25 protein-coding genes are annotated in these 20605 nt (G+C 68.1%); 15 read left to right on the forward strand and 10 right to left on the reverse strand.

The window, feature by feature from the left end:
• Positions 1-293: 293 nt before the first annotated feature.
• On the forward strand, positions 294-1199 hold the full coding sequence (locus tag RWO82_RS06625) for a heme o synthase (protein ID WP_314425038.1): 906 nt from the start codon (positions 294-296) through the stop codon (positions 1197-1199).
• Here RWO82_RS06625 and RWO82_RS06630 read toward each other — a convergent pair.
• Both RWO82_RS06630 and RWO82_RS06635 read right to left on the reverse strand, forming a co-directional pair.
• Positions 1145-1594 (reverse strand): hypothetical protein, encoded by a 450-nt coding sequence (locus RWO82_RS06630; protein WP_314424958.1) that lies wholly within the window; start codon positions 1592-1594, stop codon positions 1145-1147. The two genes, RWO82_RS06625 and RWO82_RS06630, sit on opposite strands and share 55 nt — an antisense overlap.
• Positions 1595-1706: 112 nt before the next feature.
• Entirely contained in the window at positions 1707-2816 is a 1110-nt protein-coding gene (locus tag RWO82_RS06635; protein WP_314424960.1) for a COX15/CtaA family protein, read from the reverse strand.
• Positions 2817-3048: 232 nt separating this feature from the next.
• Here RWO82_RS06635 and sufB point away from each other — a divergent pair, with 232 nt between their 5' ends.
• Genes sufB through RWO82_RS06670 form a run of 7 tightly spaced genes read left to right on the forward strand, consistent with a single transcriptional unit; the run spans position 3049 to position 9634 of the window.
• Positions 3049-4467 (forward strand): Fe-S cluster assembly protein SufB, encoded by a 1419-nt coding sequence (gene sufB, locus RWO82_RS06640; protein ID WP_201469984.1) that lies wholly within the window; start codon positions 3049-3051, stop codon positions 4465-4467.
• On the forward strand, positions 4468-5673 hold the full coding sequence (gene sufD / locus RWO82_RS06645) for a Fe-S cluster assembly protein SufD (RefSeq protein WP_314424962.1): 1206 nt from the start codon (positions 4468-4470) through the stop codon (positions 5671-5673).
• Entirely contained in the window at positions 5670-5996 is a 327-nt protein-coding gene (locus RWO82_RS06650) for a non-heme iron oxygenase ferredoxin subunit (protein ID WP_314424964.1), read from the forward strand. The genes sufD and RWO82_RS06650 overlap by 4 nt, the downstream gene beginning before the upstream one ends.
• Positions 5997-6767, forward strand: a complete 771-nt coding sequence (sufC, locus tag RWO82_RS06655; RefSeq protein ID WP_314424966.1) for a Fe-S cluster assembly ATPase SufC — start codon at positions 5997-5999, stop codon at positions 6765-6767.
• Positions 6768-6777: 10 nt separating this feature from the next.
• Positions 6778-7107, forward strand: a complete 330-nt coding sequence (locus RWO82_RS06660; RefSeq protein ID WP_201469981.1) for a metal-sulfur cluster assembly factor — start codon at positions 6778-6780, stop codon at positions 7105-7107.
• Between the two features lie 2 nt (positions 7108-7109).
• Positions 7110-8264, forward strand: a complete 1155-nt coding sequence (locus RWO82_RS06665; protein WP_314424969.1) for an aminotransferase class I/II-fold pyridoxal phosphate-dependent enzyme — start codon at positions 7110-7112, stop codon at positions 8262-8264.
• Positions 8261-9634 (forward strand): MFS transporter, encoded by a 1374-nt coding sequence (locus RWO82_RS06670; protein WP_314424971.1) that lies wholly within the window; start codon positions 8261-8263, stop codon positions 9632-9634. The genes RWO82_RS06665 and RWO82_RS06670 overlap by 4 nt, the downstream gene beginning before the upstream one ends.
• Here the strand turns inward: RWO82_RS06670 and RWO82_RS06675 are convergent.
• The gene (locus RWO82_RS06675) at positions 9604-10203 is read right to left on the reverse strand and encodes a TetR family transcriptional regulator (protein WP_314424973.1); all 600 of its coding nucleotides are present in this window, start codon (positions 10201-10203) and stop codon (positions 9604-9606) included. The two genes, RWO82_RS06670 and RWO82_RS06675, sit on opposite strands and share 31 nt — an antisense overlap.
• A 56-nt stretch (positions 10204-10259) precedes the next feature.
• Here RWO82_RS06675 and RWO82_RS06680 point away from each other — a divergent pair, with 56 nt between their 5' ends.
• The 3 genes from RWO82_RS06680 to RWO82_RS06690 are packed head-to-tail and all read left to right on the forward strand — an operon-like array spanning position 10260 to position 12119.
• The gene (locus RWO82_RS06680; RefSeq protein ID WP_314424975.1) at positions 10260-10847 is read left to right on the forward strand and encodes a biotin transporter BioY; all 588 of its coding nucleotides are present in this window, start codon (positions 10260-10262) and stop codon (positions 10845-10847) included.
• Positions 10837-11529: an energy-coupling factor ABC transporter ATP-binding protein gene (locus tag RWO82_RS06685; RefSeq protein ID WP_314424977.1), complete on the forward strand. Its 693-nt coding sequence runs from the start codon at positions 10837-10839 to the stop codon at positions 11527-11529. Before RWO82_RS06680 ends, RWO82_RS06685 begins: the two co-directional genes overlap by 11 nt.
• Positions 11530-11549: 20 nt before the next feature.
• Entirely contained in the window at positions 11550-12119 is a 570-nt protein-coding gene (locus RWO82_RS06690; protein WP_314424979.1) for an energy-coupling factor transporter transmembrane component T, read from the forward strand.
• Here the strand turns inward: RWO82_RS06690 and RWO82_RS06695 are convergent.
• The 4 genes from RWO82_RS06695 to RWO82_RS06710 form a co-directional block, all read right to left on the reverse strand.
• The gene (locus tag RWO82_RS06695) at positions 12066-13382 is read right to left on the reverse strand and encodes an acyltransferase (RefSeq protein ID WP_314424981.1); all 1317 of its coding nucleotides are present in this window, start codon (positions 13380-13382) and stop codon (positions 12066-12068) included. The genes RWO82_RS06690 and RWO82_RS06695 overlap by 54 nt on opposite strands.
• Before the next feature lie 112 nt (positions 13383-13494).
• On the reverse strand, positions 13495-14166 hold the full coding sequence (locus RWO82_RS06700) for a response regulator transcription factor (protein WP_314424983.1): 672 nt from the start codon (positions 14164-14166) through the stop codon (positions 13495-13497).
• Entirely contained in the window at positions 14163-15419 is a 1257-nt protein-coding gene (locus tag RWO82_RS06705; RefSeq protein ID WP_314424985.1) for a sensor histidine kinase, read from the reverse strand. The genes RWO82_RS06700 and RWO82_RS06705 overlap by 4 nt, the downstream gene beginning before the upstream one ends.
• A 5-nt stretch (positions 15420-15424) precedes the next feature.
• Positions 15425-16048 (reverse strand): VTT domain-containing protein, encoded by a 624-nt coding sequence (locus RWO82_RS06710; protein ID WP_314424988.1) that lies wholly within the window; start codon positions 16046-16048, stop codon positions 15425-15427.
• A 126-nt stretch (positions 16049-16174) separates the two neighbouring features.
• Between RWO82_RS06710 and RWO82_RS06715 the strand changes: the two genes are divergently transcribed.
• From RWO82_RS06715 to RWO82_RS06730, 4 genes are all read left to right on the forward strand, one after another.
• Positions 16175-16462 carry a CHY zinc finger protein gene (locus RWO82_RS06715; protein WP_314424989.1) on the forward strand — a complete coding sequence of 96 codons (288 nt, stop codon included), beginning with the start codon at positions 16175-16177 and terminating at the stop codon, positions 16460-16462.
• A 76-nt stretch (positions 16463-16538) separates the two neighbouring features.
• A complete protein-coding gene (locus RWO82_RS06720; RefSeq protein WP_314424991.1) occupies positions 16539-18137 on the forward strand; it encodes an ABC-F family ATP-binding cassette domain-containing protein in 1599 nt (532 codons plus the stop codon).
• Between the two features lie 31 nt (positions 18138-18168).
• A complete protein-coding gene (locus RWO82_RS06725) occupies positions 18169-18786 on the forward strand; it encodes a pyridoxamine 5'-phosphate oxidase family protein (protein ID WP_399540726.1) in 618 nt (205 codons plus the stop codon).
• A complete protein-coding gene (locus RWO82_RS06730) occupies positions 18783-19217 on the forward strand; it encodes a cupin domain-containing protein (RefSeq protein WP_314424992.1) in 435 nt (144 codons plus the stop codon). Before RWO82_RS06725 ends, RWO82_RS06730 begins: the two co-directional genes overlap by 4 nt.
• A 14-nt stretch (positions 19218-19231) precedes the next feature.
• On the opposite strand, the gene RWO82_RS06735 is transcribed toward RWO82_RS06730, so the two are convergent.
• Genes RWO82_RS06735 through RWO82_RS06745 form a run of 3 tightly spaced genes read right to left on the reverse strand, consistent with a single transcriptional unit; the run spans position 19232 to position 20588 of the window.
• Complete coding sequence (locus RWO82_RS06735) at positions 19232-20044, reverse strand: SURF1 family protein (RefSeq protein ID WP_314424994.1); 813 nt, start codon at positions 20042-20044, stop codon at positions 19232-19234.
• Positions 20041-20235: a hypothetical protein gene (locus RWO82_RS06740; RefSeq protein WP_314424995.1), complete on the reverse strand. Its 195-nt coding sequence runs from the start codon at positions 20233-20235 to the stop codon at positions 20041-20043. Before RWO82_RS06740 ends, RWO82_RS06735 begins: the two co-directional genes overlap by 4 nt.
• The gene (locus RWO82_RS06745) at positions 20232-20588 is read right to left on the reverse strand and encodes a DUF3099 domain-containing protein (protein ID WP_314424997.1); all 357 of its coding nucleotides are present in this window, start codon (positions 20586-20588) and stop codon (positions 20232-20234) included. Before RWO82_RS06745 ends, RWO82_RS06740 begins: the two co-directional genes overlap by 4 nt.
• Positions 20589-20605: the final 17 nt, after the last annotated feature.

Consider the following 20605-nt stretch of genomic DNA (forward strand, 5'->3'; position numbering starts at 1 on the left):
GGCATCGAGGTACGCCCGATAGACCTCTTCCGCTGCGGCGAAGGCCTCGGCCTCACTCGCGAAAGCCGGCGTCACTGACGGCCGGGGCGGCGGTGCGGGCGCGCAGCCGCCGAGCATGAGCGCGACGAATGCGGCGACCGCAGCGAGGGGGAGCGCGGGGCGGCGGAGCGGCGTCATCCGGTCACGGTAGCCGCGAACGGCAGGGTGGCGGACGCGTTATCCACAGCATCGCTGTGCCTTAGACTGGGAAAGCTGTCGTGACGCGTGCGGAGGAGGCGATCGAGATCTCGACGATGTCTGATCAGACCGTTGTGAAGAAGTCCATCGGTCGCACCGTGAAGGCGTACGTCGCCCTCACCAAACCGCGAGTCCTCGAGCTGCTGCTGGTATCCACCGTTCCGGTGATGTTCCTCGCGCAGGGCGGACTTCCCGACATGCTCCTCGTGCTGGCGACCGTCATCGGCGGCTCACTGAGCGCGGGCTCCGCCGCGGCGTTCAACATGTATCTCGATCGAGACATCGACGCGCACATGCACCGCACCGAGAACCGTCCTCTCGTGACGGGGGAGATCACGCCCCGCGGCGCGCTGATCTTCTCGTGGACTCTCGCGGTCGTCTCGACCGTGTGGCTCTGGTTCACGACGAACTGGCTGGCCGCCACGCTCTCGGCATCCGCGATCTTCTTCTACGTCGTGATCTACACGATGATCCTCAAGCGCCGGACCGAGCAGAACATCATCTGGGGTGGGATCGCCGGGTGCTTCCCGGTCCTCATCGGCTGGGCCGCGGTCACGGGTTCGCTCGACTGGCCCGCATTCGTCCTCTTCGCGCTCATCTTCCTCTGGACCCCGCCGCACTACTGGCCGCTGTCGATGAAGTACAAGGACGACTACGAAGACGTCGATGTGCCGATGCTCGGCGTCACGCGCAACGCCTCGCAGGTGGGGCTCCAGGTGATCCTGTACGCGTGGGCGACGGTCGCCTGCTCACTGCTGCTGATCCCGATCGCCAACATGGGTCTCGTCTACGGCGTCTCGGCGGCGGTGTTCGGCGGATGGTTCATCTACGAATCGCACCGCCTGTACAACCAGGCGGTGCGAGGGAACGAGGCGCGTCCGATGCGGGTCTTCCACGCCTCGATCACCTACTTGACGCTGATCTTCGTGGCCGTCGCGGTCGACCCGCTGCTGCCGTTCTGATCGTCGTCGCTGGCTTCTGACGTCTCTGCCGACGGCTGCACGTCCGGGACCTCCGCTGTCTGCTCCTCCGGGAGCCCGCCGGTCTCGTCGCCGTTCTCGGCTGCCCAGTCGATGGGCTCGACGACGATCGGCGCGGGCGACGGCATCATCGCGTGTACGGCGGTGAGCGCGACGGCGAGGAGGATGCCGAGCACTCCGGCGCCGAGCAATGCCGCGCCGACGACCACGAGCGACTGGCCCACGTAGACCTCGATGCCCGTCGCGGTGCCGTCGAGCAGGGTGGTCGTCATCGTCCCGATCTGCCCGGCGATGATCCATCCGCCGACCCCCGTCGCGACGAGGGAGAGGACGAGGAGGAGCCAGAAGCCGATGCTGCGTGTCAATGACTTGTTCATGTCGGCCACGTTGCACGACGAAGTGATGAGTCGCTGATGTCGCAGCTGTGCATCGTCTGTGCGGATCGGTCTCCGGATGCCGCGTGGCGCCGTATCGGCAGGCGCCGCCGGATCAGTCGCGAGTGCCGATCGGCTTCTTGAGATGCAGCGCCACGACGGTGTACGCGGCGGCCGAGAGGGAAGCCAGCACCATGTGGATGCCGACCAGGATCGGAGGAAGGCCTTCGCGCGCCTGCCATACGCCGACCGCGACCTGCACGAGGATCGCGATGACCAGCACGAGGAGCCAGCGGCGAGGCTCGAGACGGAGAGCCCAGGCGGAGACGGTGAGGGCGAGCACCAGCGCGGCGAGGATGTAGCCGGGCCAGGAATGGACGTGTGCCAGGACCGTCGCGTCGAATCCGTGCCGGAAGACGTCGGCGTCGCCGGAGTGCGGGCCCGATCCGGTCGTGAGCACGCCGAACACGATCGTGACGGCCAGAGCGAGACCCGTCACATGCGTGAGGATGGCGAACCACTTCGGCACGGCGCGCTCTCGCGGCAGCGCCGGGGCGTACAGGCGTACCAGGAATGCGGCGGTGACACAGACGAGCAGCAGCGACGACACGTAGTGGAAGCCGACGATGAAGGGATTGAGTCCCGTGAGCACGGTGATGCCGCCGACGAGTGCCTGCGCGACGACCCCTGCCAGCACCACCCAGGCGAGCACGACGAGGTCACGCCGATCGCTCGCGAGCCGGACCGAGCGGACGATCGCGGCGATCACGGTGATGAGCAGGGCGCCCATCGCGAACGGGGTCGCGGCGAGCTTCATGAGGGAGAAGATGAGGAAGACGATGCCGGCGACGACGATGCCGGCGGCGGCGAAGCGCAGGGCCGAGAAGACGAGGCGCTTGCCTCCCACGCGCGCCAGCACCAGGAGGAGCACGGCGAGGGCGATGATGCCCACGACGCCCGTCATGACCCGGTTGCCGAACTCGATGACGCCGTGGATTCCCTGATCGGCATAGATCGGCACGAGCGACTCGGGCGTGCAGAGCGGCCACTCCGAGCATCCGAGACCGGAACCTGTGAGTCTCACAGCGCCGCCCGTGCCGATGATGATCGTCTGGGCGAGGAATGACAGCCAGGCGACGACGCGCAGCGCGCGTCCCCACAGGGCGGCGTGGGTCGACGACGCAGTCGATGGGATCGTGGGGGAGGAGATCGTCGTCTCGGGCATAAGTCTCTCCGAACCGCGGCGGACACGGCGAGCGGCCCTGTCTTCAGGCGGAACCTGTAGAATCGGATTGTTGTGATGAGCGCTGACCGCGCTGCACCATCACTAACAGTTTAGGCGCGATGGATGCGCCGGTGATGAGGGCCCACCAACGGCACCCGCTCCCGCAGACTCGACGGGGATCAGGTGTGTCGGGGCGGATGACACCGTTTGGGACCTGTGAGGAGAGTGTGTGATGTCGGATGTGCTGATCGACCGGCCGGAGCTTGACAGCCTCGGAGTGTACGAATTCGGATGGCATGACGAAGATGCCGCCGGAGCCATCGCGAAACGTGGAATCTCCGAAGAGGTGGTTCGCGGGATCTCGGCGCTCAAGCACGAGCCCGAATGGATGCTGAAGACCCGTCTCAAGGGCTATCAGCTCTTCGGACGCAAGCCGATGCCGACCTGGGGTGCAGACCTCAGCGAGATCGACTTCGACAACATCAAGTACTTCGTGCGCTCGACCGAGAAGCAGGCGCAGTCCTGGGAGGACCTCCCCGCTGAGATCCGGGAGACCTACGAGCGCCTCGGCATCCCCGAGGCAGAGCGTCAGCGGCTCGTCGCCGGTGTCGCCGCTCAGTACGAGTCCGAGGTCGTCTACCACCAGATCCGCGAGGACCTGGAGGAGCAGGGCGTCATCTTCATGGACACCGACACGGCCCTGCGGGAGCACCCCGAGTTCTTCGAGGAGTACTTCGGCACCGTGATCCCGGCCGGTGACAACAAGTTCGCCGCGCTCAACACCGCTGTCTGGTCGGGCGGCTCGTTCGTCTACGTCCCCAAGGGCGTGCACGTCGAGATCCCGCTGCAGGCGTACTTCCGCATCAACACCGAGAACATGGGTCAGTTCGAGCGGACCCTGATCATCGCCGACGAGGACAGCTACGTCCACTACATCGAGGGCTGCACCGCCCCGATCTACAAGTCGGACTCCCTGCACTCGGCCGTCGTCGAGATCATCGTGAAGAAGAACGCCCGAGTGCGGTACACGACGATCCAGAACTGGTCGAACAACGTCTACAACCTCGTCACCAAGCGTGCGGTCGCGCACGAGGGCGCGACCATGGAGTGGGTCGACGGCAACATCGGCTCCAAGGTGACCATGAAGTACCCGTCGATCTACCTGATGGGCGAGCACGCCAAGGGCGAAACCCTGTCGGTCGCCTTCGCGGGTCCGGGACAGCACCAGGACGCCGGCGCCAAGATGATCCACATGGCTCCGTACACGCAGTCGTCGATCGTCTCGAAGTCGATCGCTCGCGGCGGAGGCCGTGCGGGATACCGCGGTGAGGTACGGGTCGACGCGAACGCGCACCACTCCGCCAACACCGTGCGCTGCGACGCACTGCTGGTCGACACCAAGTCGCGCTCCGACACCTACCCGGCGATCGACATCCGCGTCGACGACGTGCAGCTCGGCCACGAGGCGACGGTCTCCAAGGTCAGCGAGGAACAGCTCTTCTACCTGCAGTCACGCGGTATGCCCGAGGACGAGGCGATGGCGATGATCGTGCGCGGCTTCATCGAGCCGATCGCGCGTGAACTCCCCATGGAGTACGCGATGGAATTGAACAAGCTCATCGAGATGGGCATGGAAGGATCGGTCGGCTAAATGGCGGCCTCGACGACAGCGCCCAGCGAGGCGCAGCATACGAACGCGCACATCGACCCCGCGGCTCAGGTCGCAGATGCCGGATTCGTGCCGGTGCAGACCCGATCGGAGCGGCCCCACTCGTTCGAGCCGGCCGACTTCGGTTCGCCGACCGGGCGTGAGGTCAACTGGAAGCACACGCCGGTCGCGAAGCTCTCGCCGCTCTTCGAGGTCGCAGGCTCGGCCGAGGGAGTGAGCTACTCGTTCGGCGCCGGAGAGCAGTACGTCTCCGCACCGCTCGGCGCCGGCGTCGCTCCCCGCGGAGAGGTCTTCCTCGCGGAAGACGTCACCGCAGCGGTCGCCTGGCAGGGCTCGCCGGAGGCACTGCACATCCGCATCCCTCGCGAAGAGGAGGTCGCAGAGCCGATCCTCGTCTCGATCGACGGCCTCGGCGCAGAACTGCGTGCCGACGCCCACATCGTGATCGAGGCGCTCGAGCACAGCTCGGCCACGGTCGTGCTGCAGCACACCGGTGCGGCGCAGTACGCGCAGAACGTCGAGATCATCGTCCGCGACGGCGCGAAGCTCACCGTCATCAGCCTGCAGCAGTGGCAGGATGCCGCCGTGCACGCCTCGGCGCATCAGGCGCGGGTCGATGCGGATGCCACGCTCAAGCACTTCGTCATCAGCTTCGGCGGCGGAGTCGTGCGTGTGAACCCGAGCGTCGAGCTCGCGGGAGCCGGGTCGGAGGGCTACCTCTACGGCCTGTCGTACGCCGATGCCGGACAGCACCTCGAGAGCCAGGTGTACCTGCACCACAAGGGCCCGCACACCAAGGGCGACGTGCTCTACAAGGGTGCGCTCCAGGGCGAGGGCGCGCACAGCGTCTGGATCGGCGACGTGCTGATCGGCGCCGACGCGACGGGCACCGACTCGTACGAGGCGAACCGCAACCTGGTGCTCACCGAGGGTGCGCGCGCCGATTCGATCCCGAACCTCGAGATCGAGACCGGAGACATCCTCGGTGCCGGCCATGCCAGCGCCACAGGTCGTTTCGACGACGAGCAGCTCTTCTACCTGCAGGCCCGCGGCATCAGCGAAGAGGAAGCCCGCCGTCTCGTCGTGCTCGGTTTCCTCACCGACATCGTCCAGCGCCTGGGCATCCCGGCGCTGGAGACCGAGCTGCTCGACGCGATCGAGGCGGAGCTCGCCGAGGTGACCGCATGAGCGCCGAACGCGTGTGCGGCGTCGCGGAACTCGAGCAGGACATGCCGATCCGTGTCGAGCCGGGCGGTGTCCCCATCACCGTCATCAAGGACTCGGAGGGTGTCATCCACGCGATCGGCGACACCTGCACGCACGGCGACATCTCGCTCTCCGAAGGCTTCGTCGAGGGTGACACGGTGGAGTGCTGGGCCCACGGGTCCGCGTTCTCCCTGCTCACCGGCAAGCCCCAGAATCTCCCCGCTTATGAGCCCGTTCCGGTCTACGTCGTCGAGATCGACGGCGACGACGTGCTCATCGACCCGACTGTGACGAAGGAAGTCTGAATGTCTGTTCTCGAAATCCGCGACCTGCATGTGACGGTCGAGACCGAGGCGGGTACCACCCCGATCCTCAACGGAATCACCCTCACCATGAACACCGGTGAGACCCACGCGATCATGGGCCCGAACGGCTCGGGCAAGTCGACGCTCGCGTACACGATCGCCGGTCACCCGAAGTACACGGTGACCTCGGGCTCTATCACCTTCGACGGCCAGGACGTGCTCGCCATGAGCGTCGACGAGCGCGCTCGCGCCGGGCTGTTCCTCGCGATGCAGTACCCCGTCGAGATCCCCGGAGTGACGGTCACCAACTTCCTCCGCACGGCCAAGACTGCTCTCGACGGCGAAGCGCCGGCGATCCGCGGCTGGACCAAGGACGTCAAGGCGGCCATGGCCAACCTGCGCATGGATCCGAAGTTCGCCCAGCGCAACGTCAACGAGGGCTTCTCGGGCGGCGAGAAGAAGCGTCACGAGATCCTGCAGCTCGAGGTGCTCAAGCCCCAGTTCGCGATCCTCGACGAGACCGACTCCGGCCTCGACGTCGACGCGCTGAAGATCGTCTCCGAGGGCGTCAACCGCGCCAAGGACACCACGGGCCTCGGCGTACTGCTGATCACGCACTACACCCGCATCCTCCGCTACATCCGTCCCGACTTCGTGCACGTGGTCGTCGCGGGGAAGATCGTCGAAGAGGGCGGCCCGGAGCTCGCCGACCGGCTCGAGGACGAGGGATACGACCGATTCCTCGACCCCGCAGCCCCGATCGAGGCGTAGGCTGATTCGCATGACAGCCACCCTCACCGACGCGAAGTACGACGAGGTCACCGAGGCTCTCAAGGACGTCATGGACCCGGAGCTCGGGATCAACGTCGTCGACCTCGGCCTGATCTACGACCTCGCCTGGGATGACGAGAACGATGCTCTCGTCATCCACATGACGCTGACCAGCGCGGGCTGCCCCCTCACGGACGTGCTCGAAGATCAGACCGCACAGGCTCTGGACAGCGTGGTCGATCGCTTCCGCATCAACTGGGTGTGGATGCCGCCGTGGGGTCCGGAGCGGATCACCGACGACGGGCGCGACATGATGCGTGCTCTCGGCTTCGCGATCTGAGGATGCTCGAGGTCACGGCTCTGCCTCTGGCCGAGCTCCGCGAGCGCAGCAGCGAGAAGTGGCGGGAGTACCCCGCCGATGTGCTTCCGCTGTTCGTCGCGGAGACCGATTTCCCGCTCGCTCCGACGGTCTCGGCCGCCTTGCGACGCGCCGTCGACCTCGGTGACACCGGATACATCGCGTCGCGGACCCCGCTGCCTGCGACGTATGCCTCGTTCGCCCGCCGGCGGTTCGACTGGGAGCCGGATCCGGCGCGGATGCGCAGCACCGCGGATGTGAGCCTGGGCATCGTGGAGATCCTCCGCCGTGTCACGCAGCCGGGAGAAGGGGTCGTGGTCACCCCGCCGGTGTATCCGCCGTTCTACGACCTCATCGCCGAGGCGGGTGCCGAAGACGTCCGCGTGCCGTTGATCGACACCGGCACCGGGTGGGAGCTCGATCTCGACGGCATCCGTGCGGCATTCGAAGGCGGCGCGACCGCGATGCTGCTGTGCAGCCCTCATAATCCGACCGGCACGGTGCACAGCCGCGAGACCCTCACGGCTCTGGCCGAGATCGCCGACGAGTTCGGCGCCGCGGTCGTCTCGGATGAGATCCATGCCCCGCTCGTCCAGCCGGGGATCGTGTTCACGCCGTTCCTCGACGCGGGTGACGCCGCCGAGCGTGTGGGGTATGCCGTCGTCAGCGCGAGCAAGGCCTTCAATCTGGCCGGTCTCAAATGCGCGCTCATGGTGACCGCATCGGAGCCCACCAGTGACGTCGTGCGAGGGCTGCCGATCGAAGTCGAGTGGCGCACAGGCCACTTCGGACTCCTGGCTGCGGTGGCCGCCTTCTCGGAGGAGAGCGATCCCTGGCTCGACGGTCTGCTCGCGACCCTCGATCAGAACAGAGTGCTGCTCGAGGATCTGCTGGCGTCCCGGCTGCCCGACGCTCGCTACCGGATTCCCGACGCCGGATACCTTGCCTGGATCGATCTCTCGAGGGTGGGGTGGGGCGACAATCCCGCACGACGGATCCTCAAGGAGGCGAAGGTCGCCCTGCACTTCGGTCCTGCTTTCGGCGAGCCGGGGAGGGGATTCGTCCGGCTGAACTTCGGCACCAGTCCCGAGATCATCACCGAGGCCATCGAGCGCATCGCGACGCTCGTGGACCGATGACGGCCCCGGCGCCGACCGCATCGATCTGGGACCGGGGACGCCTCTGGGTCACCGCCGGCTCGGTCGCGCTGATCTTCCTGGCCGCGATCGAGGCTCTGGCCGTGACCACGGTCATGCCCATCGTCAGCGAGGCGCTCGACGGACAGGACCTGTACGCGGTCGCGTTCGCGGGGACCCTGGCGACGAGCGTGATCGGCATGGTCGCCGCCGGCGCATGGTCGGACGCGCGAGGACCCCGCGGTGCACTGTATGCGGCAGTGACGCTGTTCATCGCCGGCCTGCTGCTGTCGGGCCTCGCGGTGACGATGGATCAGTTCCTGATCGGGCGGTTGGTTCAGGGGCTCGGCGCCGGAGGGCAGACGGTGGCGCTGTACGTGGTCGTGGCGCGGCTGTATCCCCCTCATCTCCACGGCGCGGTCTTCGCGGCGTTCGCCGCCGCGTGGGTCGTGCCCTCGATGATCGGTCCCTTCCTCGCCGGGGCCGTCGCGGAGTACCTCGACTGGCGATGGGCGTTCCTGGGGGTGGCCGTTCTGACCACGGCGGCCTTCGTGATCATCGCGGTGCGTCTGCGCGGGGTCTCCCTCGGGCAGGGCGAGACGCAGGATCGTCAGGCTCTCGTGATCCGGTTGGGGCTCGCCGTCGTCGTCGCGGTGTTCGCGGTGCTGATCGGCTTCACGGCGGAGATGCCCGTGGGAACGGGGTGGGCCGTCGCACTGGGATCGATGGCGGTGATCGCCGTCGCGGTCCTCCCGCTGCTCCCGCGGCACACCCTGCGCGCCGGTCGAGGGCTGCCGAGCGTCGTGCTCATGCGTGGCATCATCGCCGGCGCCTTCTTCGCCGCCGAGGCATACATCCCCTACCTGCTGATGGAGCGTTTCGAATTCACGGCGACCTGGGCGGGCATCGCGCTGATGCTGGCCGCCTTCGCCTGGGCCGGCGCCTCGGCTCTGCAGGGACGGTTCGGTGAACGTCTTGGCAACACTCGCATCACCGTGATCAGCCTGTCGCTGCTCCTGTGCGCGCTGGTCTTCGTGCTCCTGGCAGCCCTGTGGGGTCTCTCCCCGCTGTTCGTCGTGGCGGGCTGGGCATTCGCCGGAGGTGGCATGGGGCTGCTGTATCCGCGGCTCACCGTGCTCACGCTGGCATACTCGGATCCCGGCAATCAGGGGTTCAACTCCTCAGCGCTGTCGATCTCGGACTCCACGGGAGCCGCGGTCGTGATCGCTCTCGCGGGTCTCGCGGTTGCGAGTCTCGGAGGCGGGGCGAGTGCGTTCGGGATCGTCTTCGCGTTCTGCCTCGGTCTGGTGCTGCTCGCTCTCGTGCCGGGACTCCGGTTGGGTCACGCCGCAGAGGCGCCTGCCGCGGACTGAGAGACGGGAGCGGGGGTGGGCGACTCCCCGCTGAGGGCCGCGACGCCCAGGTCGAAGACCCGATCGAGGCCTGCGGTGACATCGGTCTCGCCGTCGTCGAGGGCGGCGCCGTGACTCTCGGCGTGCATGCGCTGCTGCACGAGTGTCGCATGGCCGAGCACGAAATGCAGGAGAGCGGCTCCGCGGTCGCGAGCATCCGATCGACCGTGGCGCGCGAGTGCGGCCTCGAGCGCGATCTGCGCGGACGATGAGCCGAGACGCAGGGCGTAGGTGCTGAGCACGAGCTCGGCACCATCCCGATAGGTGAAAAGCGCGTCGCGAATGCGGCGCGCTGTGGTCAGCACGTCCGCGTCGTCGCGCGGGATCGTGTCGGTGATGCGGTCGGCGAGTTCTGCGAGGAGTTCCTGCTTACTCGAGAAGTGCCAGTACAGCGCACTCGGCTGCACGTCGAGCGCCCCTGCGATCCTGCGCATGGACAGATCGGCCAACCCGACCTCGTCGAGCAGTGCGAGAGCGGCGCGCGCCACGCCGTCACGGTCGTGACGGATCGGATTGTGATCGGGACTCATGATCTGAGTATAGTGAACACCGTTCAGGTGAACAGTGTTCAGGAAGGTGTCGACGAATGGGTGATCACGCACGCGACCTCGGTCGAGAACTGGCCAGGACGGCGGTCTTCGCCGCCCTCATCGTGGTGCTCGGCATGGTGACCGTCCCGATCCCGGGAGGTGTTCCCCTCACCGCGCAGACACTTGGTGTGATGCTCGCCGGAGCAGTGCTCGGTCCGCGACTCGCGCCGCTCTCGGTGCTTCTGGTGCTCGTGCTCGCCGCGATCGGGCTGCCGGTCCTCGCCGGTGGGCGGGGTGGTCTCGGCGTCTTCGTCGGTCCCACGGCCGGCTATCTGCTCGGGTGGGTCATCGGCGTCGTCATCATCGGCCTCATCGTGCGCAGCGGTCGGATGCGGTGGTGGCGGGTCGCACTGGGGGTGACCGTGGGCGGCATCCTCGTGGTGTATCTGTGCGGCGTCCCCGTCACCGCACTCGTGCTCGGCCTCGATCTCGGGCCCACGGCTCTCGCGAGTCTCGTGTTCCTCCCCGGGGATCTCCTCAAGGCGGCAGCGGCGACGGCGATGGTTCTCGCGTTGCGGCGTGCATATCCCCGAGCCTTCGACATGCGCCCCACGCCGGCGCCTGCGCCCGTCCGTGCAGTCTGAGACCGCCGTCGGATCCATCTCGGTCGACCGTGTGACCGTCGAACGGGAAGGGCGGCGGATCCTGCGCGATGTGAGCATCGAACTCTCAGCCCCGAGGATCGCCGTCGTCGGCGCCAACGGCTCGGGCAAGTCGACATTCGCGCGCCTTCTGAACGGCCTCGTCCTTCCGGACGCAGGGCGCGTCATGGTGCATGATCTCGATTCTCGCCGTGACGCGAAGGCCTTGCGGCGGCGCGTGGGCTTCGTCTTTACCGACCCGCAGGCACAGATCCTGATGCCGACGCCGGCCGAGGATCTCGCCCTGTCCTTGCGCGGCTCGCCTCGCGCGCGGGTCGAGGCGCGCGTGGCGGCTGCTCTGGCCGAGCACGGACTCTCCGATCGGGCCGATGTGCCGGCGTCCGAGCTGTCCGGTGGGCAGAGGCAGATGCTCGCCCTGGCATCCGTCCTGATCACGGAGCCGCGCCTCGTCGTGGCCGATGAGCCGACGACGCTGCTCGACCTTCGCAATTCCCGACGGATCTCGGATCTACTGCTGTCGCTGGCGTCGCAGGTCGTGATCGTCACACACGACCTCGATCTCGCCGCGCGATGCGATCACGCGCTGCTCTTCGAGAAGGGCTCGCTCATCGCGTCGGGCGCGCCGCAGGATGTGGTCTCCGAGTACCGTGAGCTGTGCGCGTGATCGAGTCGTATCGCCCGGGCATGAGCGTCGTGCACCGGATGCCCGCGAGCCTGAAGCTGGCACTCTTCGCCCTCCTCGCCCTCGTCTCCTCCGCGGTGCCGCACGACGGGGTGAGCGTCACGGTCTCGCTGCTCATCGTGTGCGTGCTGTATCTCGTCGCCGGACTGCCGGTGAGACTGCTGCTGCTCGAGATCTGGCGGCTGCGCTGGCTCGTGCTGATCCTCGGGGCGGCGCTGTCGATCTTCGCCTCGCCGCTCACCGCGTGGATCAGCACGGCACGGGTGGCGTCGTTGCTGCTGCTCGCCGCCCTGCTCGTCATCACGACGCGCATGGGCGATCTGCTCGTCGTGCTGCACCGGCTGCTGAGGCCGCTGCGTCGTGTGGGCGTCGATGCCGACGCCGTCGCCATGACGGTCTCGCTGACTCTCACGATGGTCCCTGTGGTCACGGGCTTCGCCCATGCCGTGCGCGAGGCTCAGCGAGCCCGTGACGCGCGACTCGGACCCCGTATGGTGGTGCCGCTCTTCGTCAGGACGCTACGCCACGCGGACGAGGTGGGTGACGCCCTGGTCGCCCGTGGGCTGGTGTGATCCGCGGACGAGGCGGAGCGAGAGCATCATGGCGGCGACGGAGAGCGCGGCGGTGAGCGCCGTCGTCCCCGCGGCGAGGAGCAGCACGACCGAGGCGATCCCGATGACGGCGGCGACCGCCGTCCGGCGGGACGAGTCGGTGGGGCGCGGTGCGGCCCGCATCTCGATGCGAGCGAGGGCGACGGCCATCACCGCGGTCAGGGCCAGCGCGACGGCGAGCCAGAGGGGGCGCGACAGCCACCACGCGAGGCTGCTCGGTTCCGGCAGTGCGAACCCCGTGACGCGAGAGACTGCGGCCGCGATGCCGGCCATGGCGAGCAGCACCGGCATGTGCCACAGGTAGATCGTCATGGTCCTCCGGTTCACGAACGCCGAGAATGCGGCCACAGGCCGTCGCCGGCTGAGCTCCTCGATGCGCCCTCGCAGGAGCGAGACGATGCTGAGATGCACGACGCCGACCAGCAACAGGGCGGCGGTGGGCGGATTGATGTTGGCGATCAGGTCGGGGGAGTAGACCCCGCTCGCGAACGTGCCGATGAGCGCAGCGAGCGCCACAGCTCCTGCGATCGTCCGCACGGCTGCGGGCATGCGATCGATCGAGCCGTCTGCGAGGAAGAACCCGATCTGCTGCAGCGCGAGCCAGACGAACGCGAGATTCACGAATCCCAGCCCCTCGATCCCCGCGGTCGCCCGAGCCGCGTCGACGACGACCGACGCCGCCACGAGCAAGGCGACCGTCGTCAGCGGCCTGCGGGCGTGGGCCTTCGCGAGCGCCGGGAGGAGGGCCTGACAACCCAGGAAGACACCGAGGAACCAGAGGGGCTGACTGTAGCGGAAGCCCGCGATCCCGATGATGTCGGCCGGGATGCCGGCGGCGCCCAGCGCGGCGAGGGTCGCCCCGACGATCGCGATCGCGATCAGTGCCGGTCGCAGCAGACGATGCACGCGGGCCGCGACGAAGTCGGATGCGGTCGCTCCGCGCGCCTGCGAACGCTGCACGGCGATGTAGCCGGAGAAGCCGCCGATGAGGAAGAACAGCGGCATGACCTGGAGAGCCCAGCTGACGGGGACGATCCACCACGTGCCCTCGCTCGCGTTCGCGAACACGGGACCGCCGTCGACCACGGTGACACCGACCATGAGCGCATGCAGCAGCACGACTCCCACGACGCAGACCGCTCGCAACAGATCGATCCCTGAGTCGCGGCCGCTCGGCAGCGGGGCTGAGCGAGCGATGCGGGGTGGTGCCTCGAGCATGGCCATGTGTTCCTCCTCGGATGGGTGTCCGAGGAGCGTATGGACGCGGTACCCGTCGGGGGATCACGCTCAGGGGCTGTTTCGCCCCCTACCAGGGTGTGATCCGGGGTGCCGCCGCTCAGGGGGCGGGTTCCACCAGTCCCGCATCGTAGGCGAGGATCACCGCGTGCACGCGGTCGCGGAGTCGGAGCTTCGCGAGCACCTTTCCGACATGGGTCTTCACGGTCTGCTCGGCGATGAACAGGTCGGCTGCGATCTCGCTGTTCGACCGTCCCCGTCCGATGAGCACCAGAACCTCGCGCTCCCGGTCGGTCAGCTCCGCGAGCGAGTTCGCCGCCGTCGCCGTGCGGGGCTGACGTCCCGCGAACTGCTCGATCATGCGCCGTGTCACGCTCGGCGCGAGGAGAGCATCGCCGCCGGCGACGACTCTCACGGCGTGCACGAGTTCCTCCGGGAGGGCGTCCTTCAACAGGAAGCCGCTCGCACCCGCCTCGAGGGCGTCGTAGACGTAGTCATCGATGTCGAAAGTCGTCAGCATGAGGATCCTCGGCACATGGGCCGCAGGGTAGCCGGGACCGAGGATGCGGCGTGTGGCCTCGATCCCGTCGACCTGGGGCATCCGAACGTCCATCAGGATCACATCCGGGTCGAGGCGGGCTGCGAGCGTGACGGCTTCCGCGCCGTCGGCGGCCTGGCCGGCGACGCGGATCCCCTCGTGCGCGTCGAGCAGGGCCGCGAATCCGGCGCGGACCATGGCCTGGTCATCGGCGATGAGTACGGAGATCGTCACAGGGGCTCCTCGGTGATCTGACTGATGGTCCTGCTCGACGGACTCTCGTGCAGGGGCAGAGAGGCCGCGACCTCCCACCCGCCGTCCGCGGTCGAGGCCGCGGTGAAGCGGCCGCCGAGCAGCTCGACGCGCTCGCGCATGCCACGCAGACCGTAGCCCCCGCTCGCGGGAGCCTGGTCGGCTGAGGCGCGGCCGTTGCGCACGCGGACGCCGACGACGTGGGAGTCGGCGTTCACGCGCACGGTGACCGCTGCGCCCGGCGCGTGCCGCACGGCATTGCTGAGTGCCTCCTGCGTGATGCGGAAGGCGGCGATCTGCACGGCATGCGGGGTGTCCGAGACCGGTCCGGTGATCTCGAGCCCCACCGTCATGCCGGCGCGCCGCATCGTGTCGACCAGGGCCGGGATGTCATCGATGCTCTGCTGCGGTGCGAGCTCGGCGGTCTGATCCTCGGTGCGCAGCACCCCGAGCATCCGCCTCATCTCGGTGAGCGATCCCCGCGCGGTCGCCGCGATGCTCTCGAACTCCGACGTCGCGGCGTCGCCGATGTCGGGCAGTCGATATCGAGCCGTCGACGCCTGCACCTGGATCACGGACATGCTGTGGGCGATGGCGTCGTGCAGTTCTCGGGCGATGCGCGTGCGCTCCTCGACGAGAGCGCGGCGCGACTCCGCGAGGGCCGAATGCTCCCGCTCCTTCGTGAGTTCGGCCGAGACCCTCAGCCGCCCTGCGAGCAGTATGGCCACGAGGAACATCGCCGCGGCCACGGACGCCGTGACGATCAGGTCGGCGGTGGCACTGCCGGCGGTGGCGGGAGTGGCGACGTTCTCGGGACGCAGCAGCGGGGCCGCGAGAGACAGCAGCGTGCCGATCAGGAGCGACACAGCGCCCGAGCGCGCGCCGTGGACGAAGGTCATGACTCCGACGAAGAGCACGAAGGTCAGCAGAGCAGGCACCGACCAAGGCCACGGCGCCGCGGTGGCCCGATCGGAGGCGGTGAGCAGGGGGAGCGCGAACGCCGCAGCGCAGAACGTCACGATCGCCCACCGCGGATGCCGCACGGAGAGCAGGGGGGCCGAACACAGAGCGGCTCCCAGAATGAACGACAGGGGCAGCGCGGTGCCGTACACCACGGTCTGGAGGGACACGAGCACGGCGAAGAGCGCAAGGCTCACCACGCCGACGGCCGTGAGGGCGGCCGTCCGACGGCTGATGCGGGGGGATCGCGGCGTACGCGGCCGACGACGTGCCATGACTGTCATCCTGCCAGTTGCGGGACGGGTGCGCGTCGACGACGCCGGGCGGCGGTGACGCGGTCGATCACGAGTCCGATGAGGAGAGCGAGTCCGATGCCGACGGCTGCGCCGACGAGTGGCTGGTCGGCGACCCATGACCCGGCGAGAAGCCCGATCGCCAGGCTCAGCAGGCTCCAGCTGAGGCCCGCGACGATGCTCAGCGGAACGAAACGACGCCACGGGAACCCCAGGGCACCCGCCGACATGTTGACGGCGACGCGACCGACGGGGATGTACCGGGCGCCGAGGATGAGGGCCGCGCTGCGCTCGTCGAGGGCACGCTCGGCATGGGCGAAGGCGGCGGCCACTCGTGGACGCCGCATCCACGACCACCGCGTGGTGCCGAGTCGGCGGCCGAGAGCGAACGCGATGTTGTCGCCGACGGTCGCGCCTGCGGCGGCGATCACTCCGAGAGGGACCAGCGCCCAGAGATCGGCTGAGGATGCCAGCACGGCGGCCGCGGCCACGAGCACGGTCTCGCTCGGGATCGGCGGGAAGAAGCCGTCGATGATCGTCACGACGAGCAGCACGACGTAGAGCCAGGGCGACGCGACGGTCTGCAGAACGAGCTCGTTGATAACATCCACCTCAGAAGGCTAGGAAGCAGAGGCCACGTGCCGCATCACCCCGAGGTATCGAGCGCATCCCCCCGCAGAGGTAGATGCGCGGACCGTCCGACGGCGGTCGGCGCCGTCACGGTCCACGGCCTTCTCGTGGACGGTCAGACTCGCTGCGACCACTACTCCGGCCCCCTCGATGTGATCGCCCTGAAGTTCGCGTGCTGTGGAGACTGGTATCCCTGTCATCTCTGTCATGCGGCGCTCGCTGATCACGAGGCGAGGCAGTGGCCGACGTCGGCCAGGGCGACCGAGGCTGTGCTGTGCGGTGTCTGCGGGTGCGCGTTGCGCATCGACGGCTATCTCGAGGTGTCGGCGTGCCCGAGCTGCGCCGCCGACTTCAACCCCGGATGCCGACTGCATCATCGCCTGTACTTCGACTGAACACTCAGCCGGGCGATCTATACTGGGAGTTTGGCCCCTCGGCCCGAATCCCCCTGAAAGATCGGACATCCCGCCTGTGCTTGCCGTGCACGAACTCGAGATCCGCGTGGGCGCACGCCTCCTGATGGAGAACGTGTCGTTCCGTGTGAGCGACGGAGACAAGATCGGTCTCGTCGGCCGCAACGGTGCAGGCAAGACCACCCTCACCAAGGTGCTCGCGGGCGATGTGCTCCCGTCCGGCGGCACCGTGACACGGTCCGGTGAACTGGGATATCTGCCGCAGGACCCGCGCTCCGGCGACCCGGAGATGCTCGCGCGCACCCGCATCCTCGATGCCCGCGGACTCGGCAGCCTCGCACTCGGGATGGCCGAGGCGACCGTCGCGATGGGATCCGACGACCCCGCCGTCGCCGAGAAGGCCATGAAGCGCTACGCCCGCCTCACGGAGGAGTTCGAAGGGCAGGGCGGGTACGCGGCCGAAGCCGAGGCGGCATCCATCGCCAACAACCTGTCGCTGCCCGACCGCATCCTCGATCAGCCCTTGAAGACCCTCTCGGGCGGTCAGCGTCGGCGTATCGAACTCGCGCGCATCCTCTTCTCCGACGCCGAGACGATGATCCTCGACGAGCCCACCAACCACCTCGACGCGGACAGCGTGGTGTGGTTGCGCGAGTTCCTCAAGAACTACAAGGGCGGCCTCATCGTGATCAGTCACGACGTCGAACTCGTGGGCGAGACCGTGAACCGGGTGTTCTACCTCGATGCCAACCGCCAGGTCATCGACGCGTACAACATGAACTGGAAGAACTACCTCCGTCAGCGCGCCGCCGACGAGGAGCGGCGCAAGAAGGAGCGCGCGAACGCCGAGAAGAAGGCGACGACTCTGCAGCTGCAGGCCGCACGCTTCGGCGCCAAGGCCTCGAAGGCCGCGGCCGCGCACCAGATGATCGCCCGTGCCGAGAAGCTGCTCGCGGGACTCGACGACGTGCGCCAGGAAGACCGGGTGGCGAAGCTGCGCTTCCCGAAGCCCGCGCCCTGCGGGAAGACGCCGATGATGGCGTCCGGGCTGTCGAAGTCGTACGGCTCGCTCGAGATCTTCACGGACGTCGACCTCGCGATCGATCGCGGATCCAAGGTCGTCGTGCTCGGCCTCAACGGCGCGGGCAAGACCACTCTGCTGCGAATGCTCGCGGGCGTCGATCAGCCCGACACCGGCCAGCTGGAGCCGGGCCACGGGCTCAAGGTCGGGTACTACGCGCAGGAGCACGAGAATCTCGATGTGAACCGCTCGGTGCTCGAGAACATGGTGTCGGCCGCACCCCACATCACCGAGACGGAGGCGCGAAAGGTGCTCGGCTCATTCCTGTTCACGGGCGACGACGTCCTCAAGCCCGCGGGAGTGCTCTCGGGCGGGGAGAAGACGCGTCTCTCGCTCGCGACGCTCGTCGTGTCCTCCGCGAACCTGCTGCTGCTCGACGAGCCGACGAACAACCTCGATCCCGCGTCGCGCGAGGAGATCCTCGGCGCACTCGCGCACTACGAGGGTGCCGTCGTGCTGGTGTCGCACGACCCGGGCGCGGTGCAGTCCCTGAACCCGGAGCGCGTGCTGATCCTGCCCGACGGCGTCGAGGACATCTGGAGCCAGGAGTACCAGGACCTCATCGAGCTCGCGTGATTCGCGCCGCTCTCGTGGCATAGTCGAGAGCGTGACGCACGAAGACTCGTATCTCGACCTCGTTCACCTCAACGACTGGCTGAGAGGGCGCCACGCCCTCACGGGAGCGGCCCCGGAATGGGACGCGCACCGCGTGCCGGACGACCCGGCGGTTCTGTTCGCCGAATGGCTGGGTGAGGCCGCCGCGGCCGGAGTGCCCGAACCGCACACGGTCACGCTGGCGACCGTCGATGCCGCGGGAGTCCCCGACGCGCGCACGCTGATCCTGAAGCGGATCGATGACCGGGGATGGGGTTTCGCCAGCACCCGGTCGTCGCGCAAGGGCGAGCAGCTCGCCGCCACCCCGGCTGCGGCGTTGAACTTCTGGTGGCAGCCGCAGGTTCGCGCGGTGCGGGTGCGTGGCCGTGTCGAAGAGGCCACGGCTGAAGAGAGCGCCGCCGACCTCGCCGCCCGCTCAGCCGCGGCACGGGCGGACGTGGCTGAGGGGGATTGGGCGCTGTGGCGGATCGTGCCGACCCGCGTCGAGTTCTGGCAGGGTGAGCGCGATCGGCACCACACACGTCTGGTCTACGAGGCCACAGCAGATGGCTGGACACACACGATCAGCGGCAGGGCGGCCGAACGCGGCGGGTCGCAGGGGCAGGCATGACGGCAGTCGAGATCGTCGAGATCGGTGCCCTCGACGAGTGGCGCGAGCACCACGGCGGGTTCGACGCGGCACGCTCGCGGGACGGGCGTCGCGTCGTCGACCACGAGCTGACGATGCAGTACATCGGGCTCACCGCGAACGCACTGGCCCCCGGCGAGCAGGCGGGCTACTGGCACACCCATTCGCGCATCGAGGAGCTCTACGTGTTTCTCGACGGCCGCGGTCAGATGGGGCTCGACGACCAGGTCGTCGAGGTGGGTCCCGGCACGGTGATCCGTGTGGGGCAGGGAATCGCACGCACGTGGCGCTGCCGCCCCGACAGTCCGGGGGAGCTGCGTTGGCTGTGCATCAGGGCCGGCGGCGAAGAACTGCCGCACCTGCCCGATGACAGTCGGCGCCTACCCGAGAGGCCGATGCCGTGGAGTGAGTGACACGACGGGCCGTATCAGCGGGCGTCGAGCAGCTCGTCCTCGACAGCGGCGTCGCGATCGCGTCGACGGGGGCGCTTCGCCTCGGCGGGGGCGCCTTCGAGGTCTTCGCGGTGCTTGGTGATCTCGGTGCGGATGATGTACCCGATGAAGATGAATCCCATGAGCGCGAAGAGGATCCACTGGATCGCATATGACAGATGGGGACCCGGATCGTCGGTGGGGGAGTCGAATCCGCCCAGTGCGACCTCGGGTGCGGGGTCCTCGCTGACGATCTGACCGTAGGCGCTCGTCACGACGTCGCCACCGACGATCTCGGCGATCGACGGAAGGTTGATCGTCGGGACCTGCCCGTCGGGCGCGCCGCGCCCTGAGGCCGGCAGCTGTTCGCCCGGTCGCAGTCGGACGATGACCTCGACCTCGCCCTCAGGGGGAGCAGGCACGGCATCCGGCGCCTCGCCGTCGCCCGGTGGCACCCACCCACGGTCGACGATCATGATCCGTCCGTCGGCGTCTCGGAACGGCACCAGCACTTCGAATGCGCTCGTGCCGCCGTGCGGGCGGTTGCGCACGAGCAGCTGTTGCTCGCTCAGGTATTCACCGGTGAGCACCACAGGGTGCCAGACGTCGTCACCCGCGAGCTCTCCGTCGTCGCCGATCAGGTCGCGCAGGGGAACGGGGTCGGCATCGTAGTTCTGCTCGACCAGCTCGATCTGCTCGGCTCTCGACTCGTTGCGGTCGAACTGCCACTGGGACAGGAATGCACAGCCGACGGCGAAGGCGATCGCGATCAGGACGTAGACCGACCAGCGGGTCAGGCGGGAGCTCACGAAGGGACACCGTCTTTCACAGTCACGGGGAAGTCGCGAGCCGCCAGGTAGTCACGGAGGAACACGACGTGCTCCGCGCACGCGAGCCACACCTTCTCACGATCGGGCGCGTGGATGCGCGGATTGCGCCACACGACCTGAGCCGATGCCGCGTTCCGGCATCCGGCGCGCGAGCACTCCAGATCGCTCACGCGTCGTCCCGGCCGCTCTCCCGGATCGTGATGATCTGCGGATCCGATGGTGATGACGACGGCTCCTCGGGCGCGGCTGCGGGCGCCTCGATCTCCTGCAGCGGCGACTCCGCAGACGTCTCGGTGCTGTCGCTTCCCGCGTTCGCGAACACCACGGCGATGTACGGCAGCACCGCTGCGGCGGCCGCGAACACCCAGGTGTACCAGCCGTACGGCTGCACGAACATCATGAGTGCGAAGCACACGATGCGGATCGTCATGGTCAGCGCATAGCGGCGCACGCGGTGGTCTGCCTCGGCCTGCGGCGATTGCGGCAGGGAGGTGACAGCCGGTACCAGGTGCTTGCTCTTCACGATGAGTCAAGCCTACG

It is taken from the genome of uncultured Microbacterium sp., assembly GCF_963521645.1.
Lineage (GTDB): Bacteria > Actinomycetota > Actinomycetes > Actinomycetales > Microbacteriaceae > Microbacterium.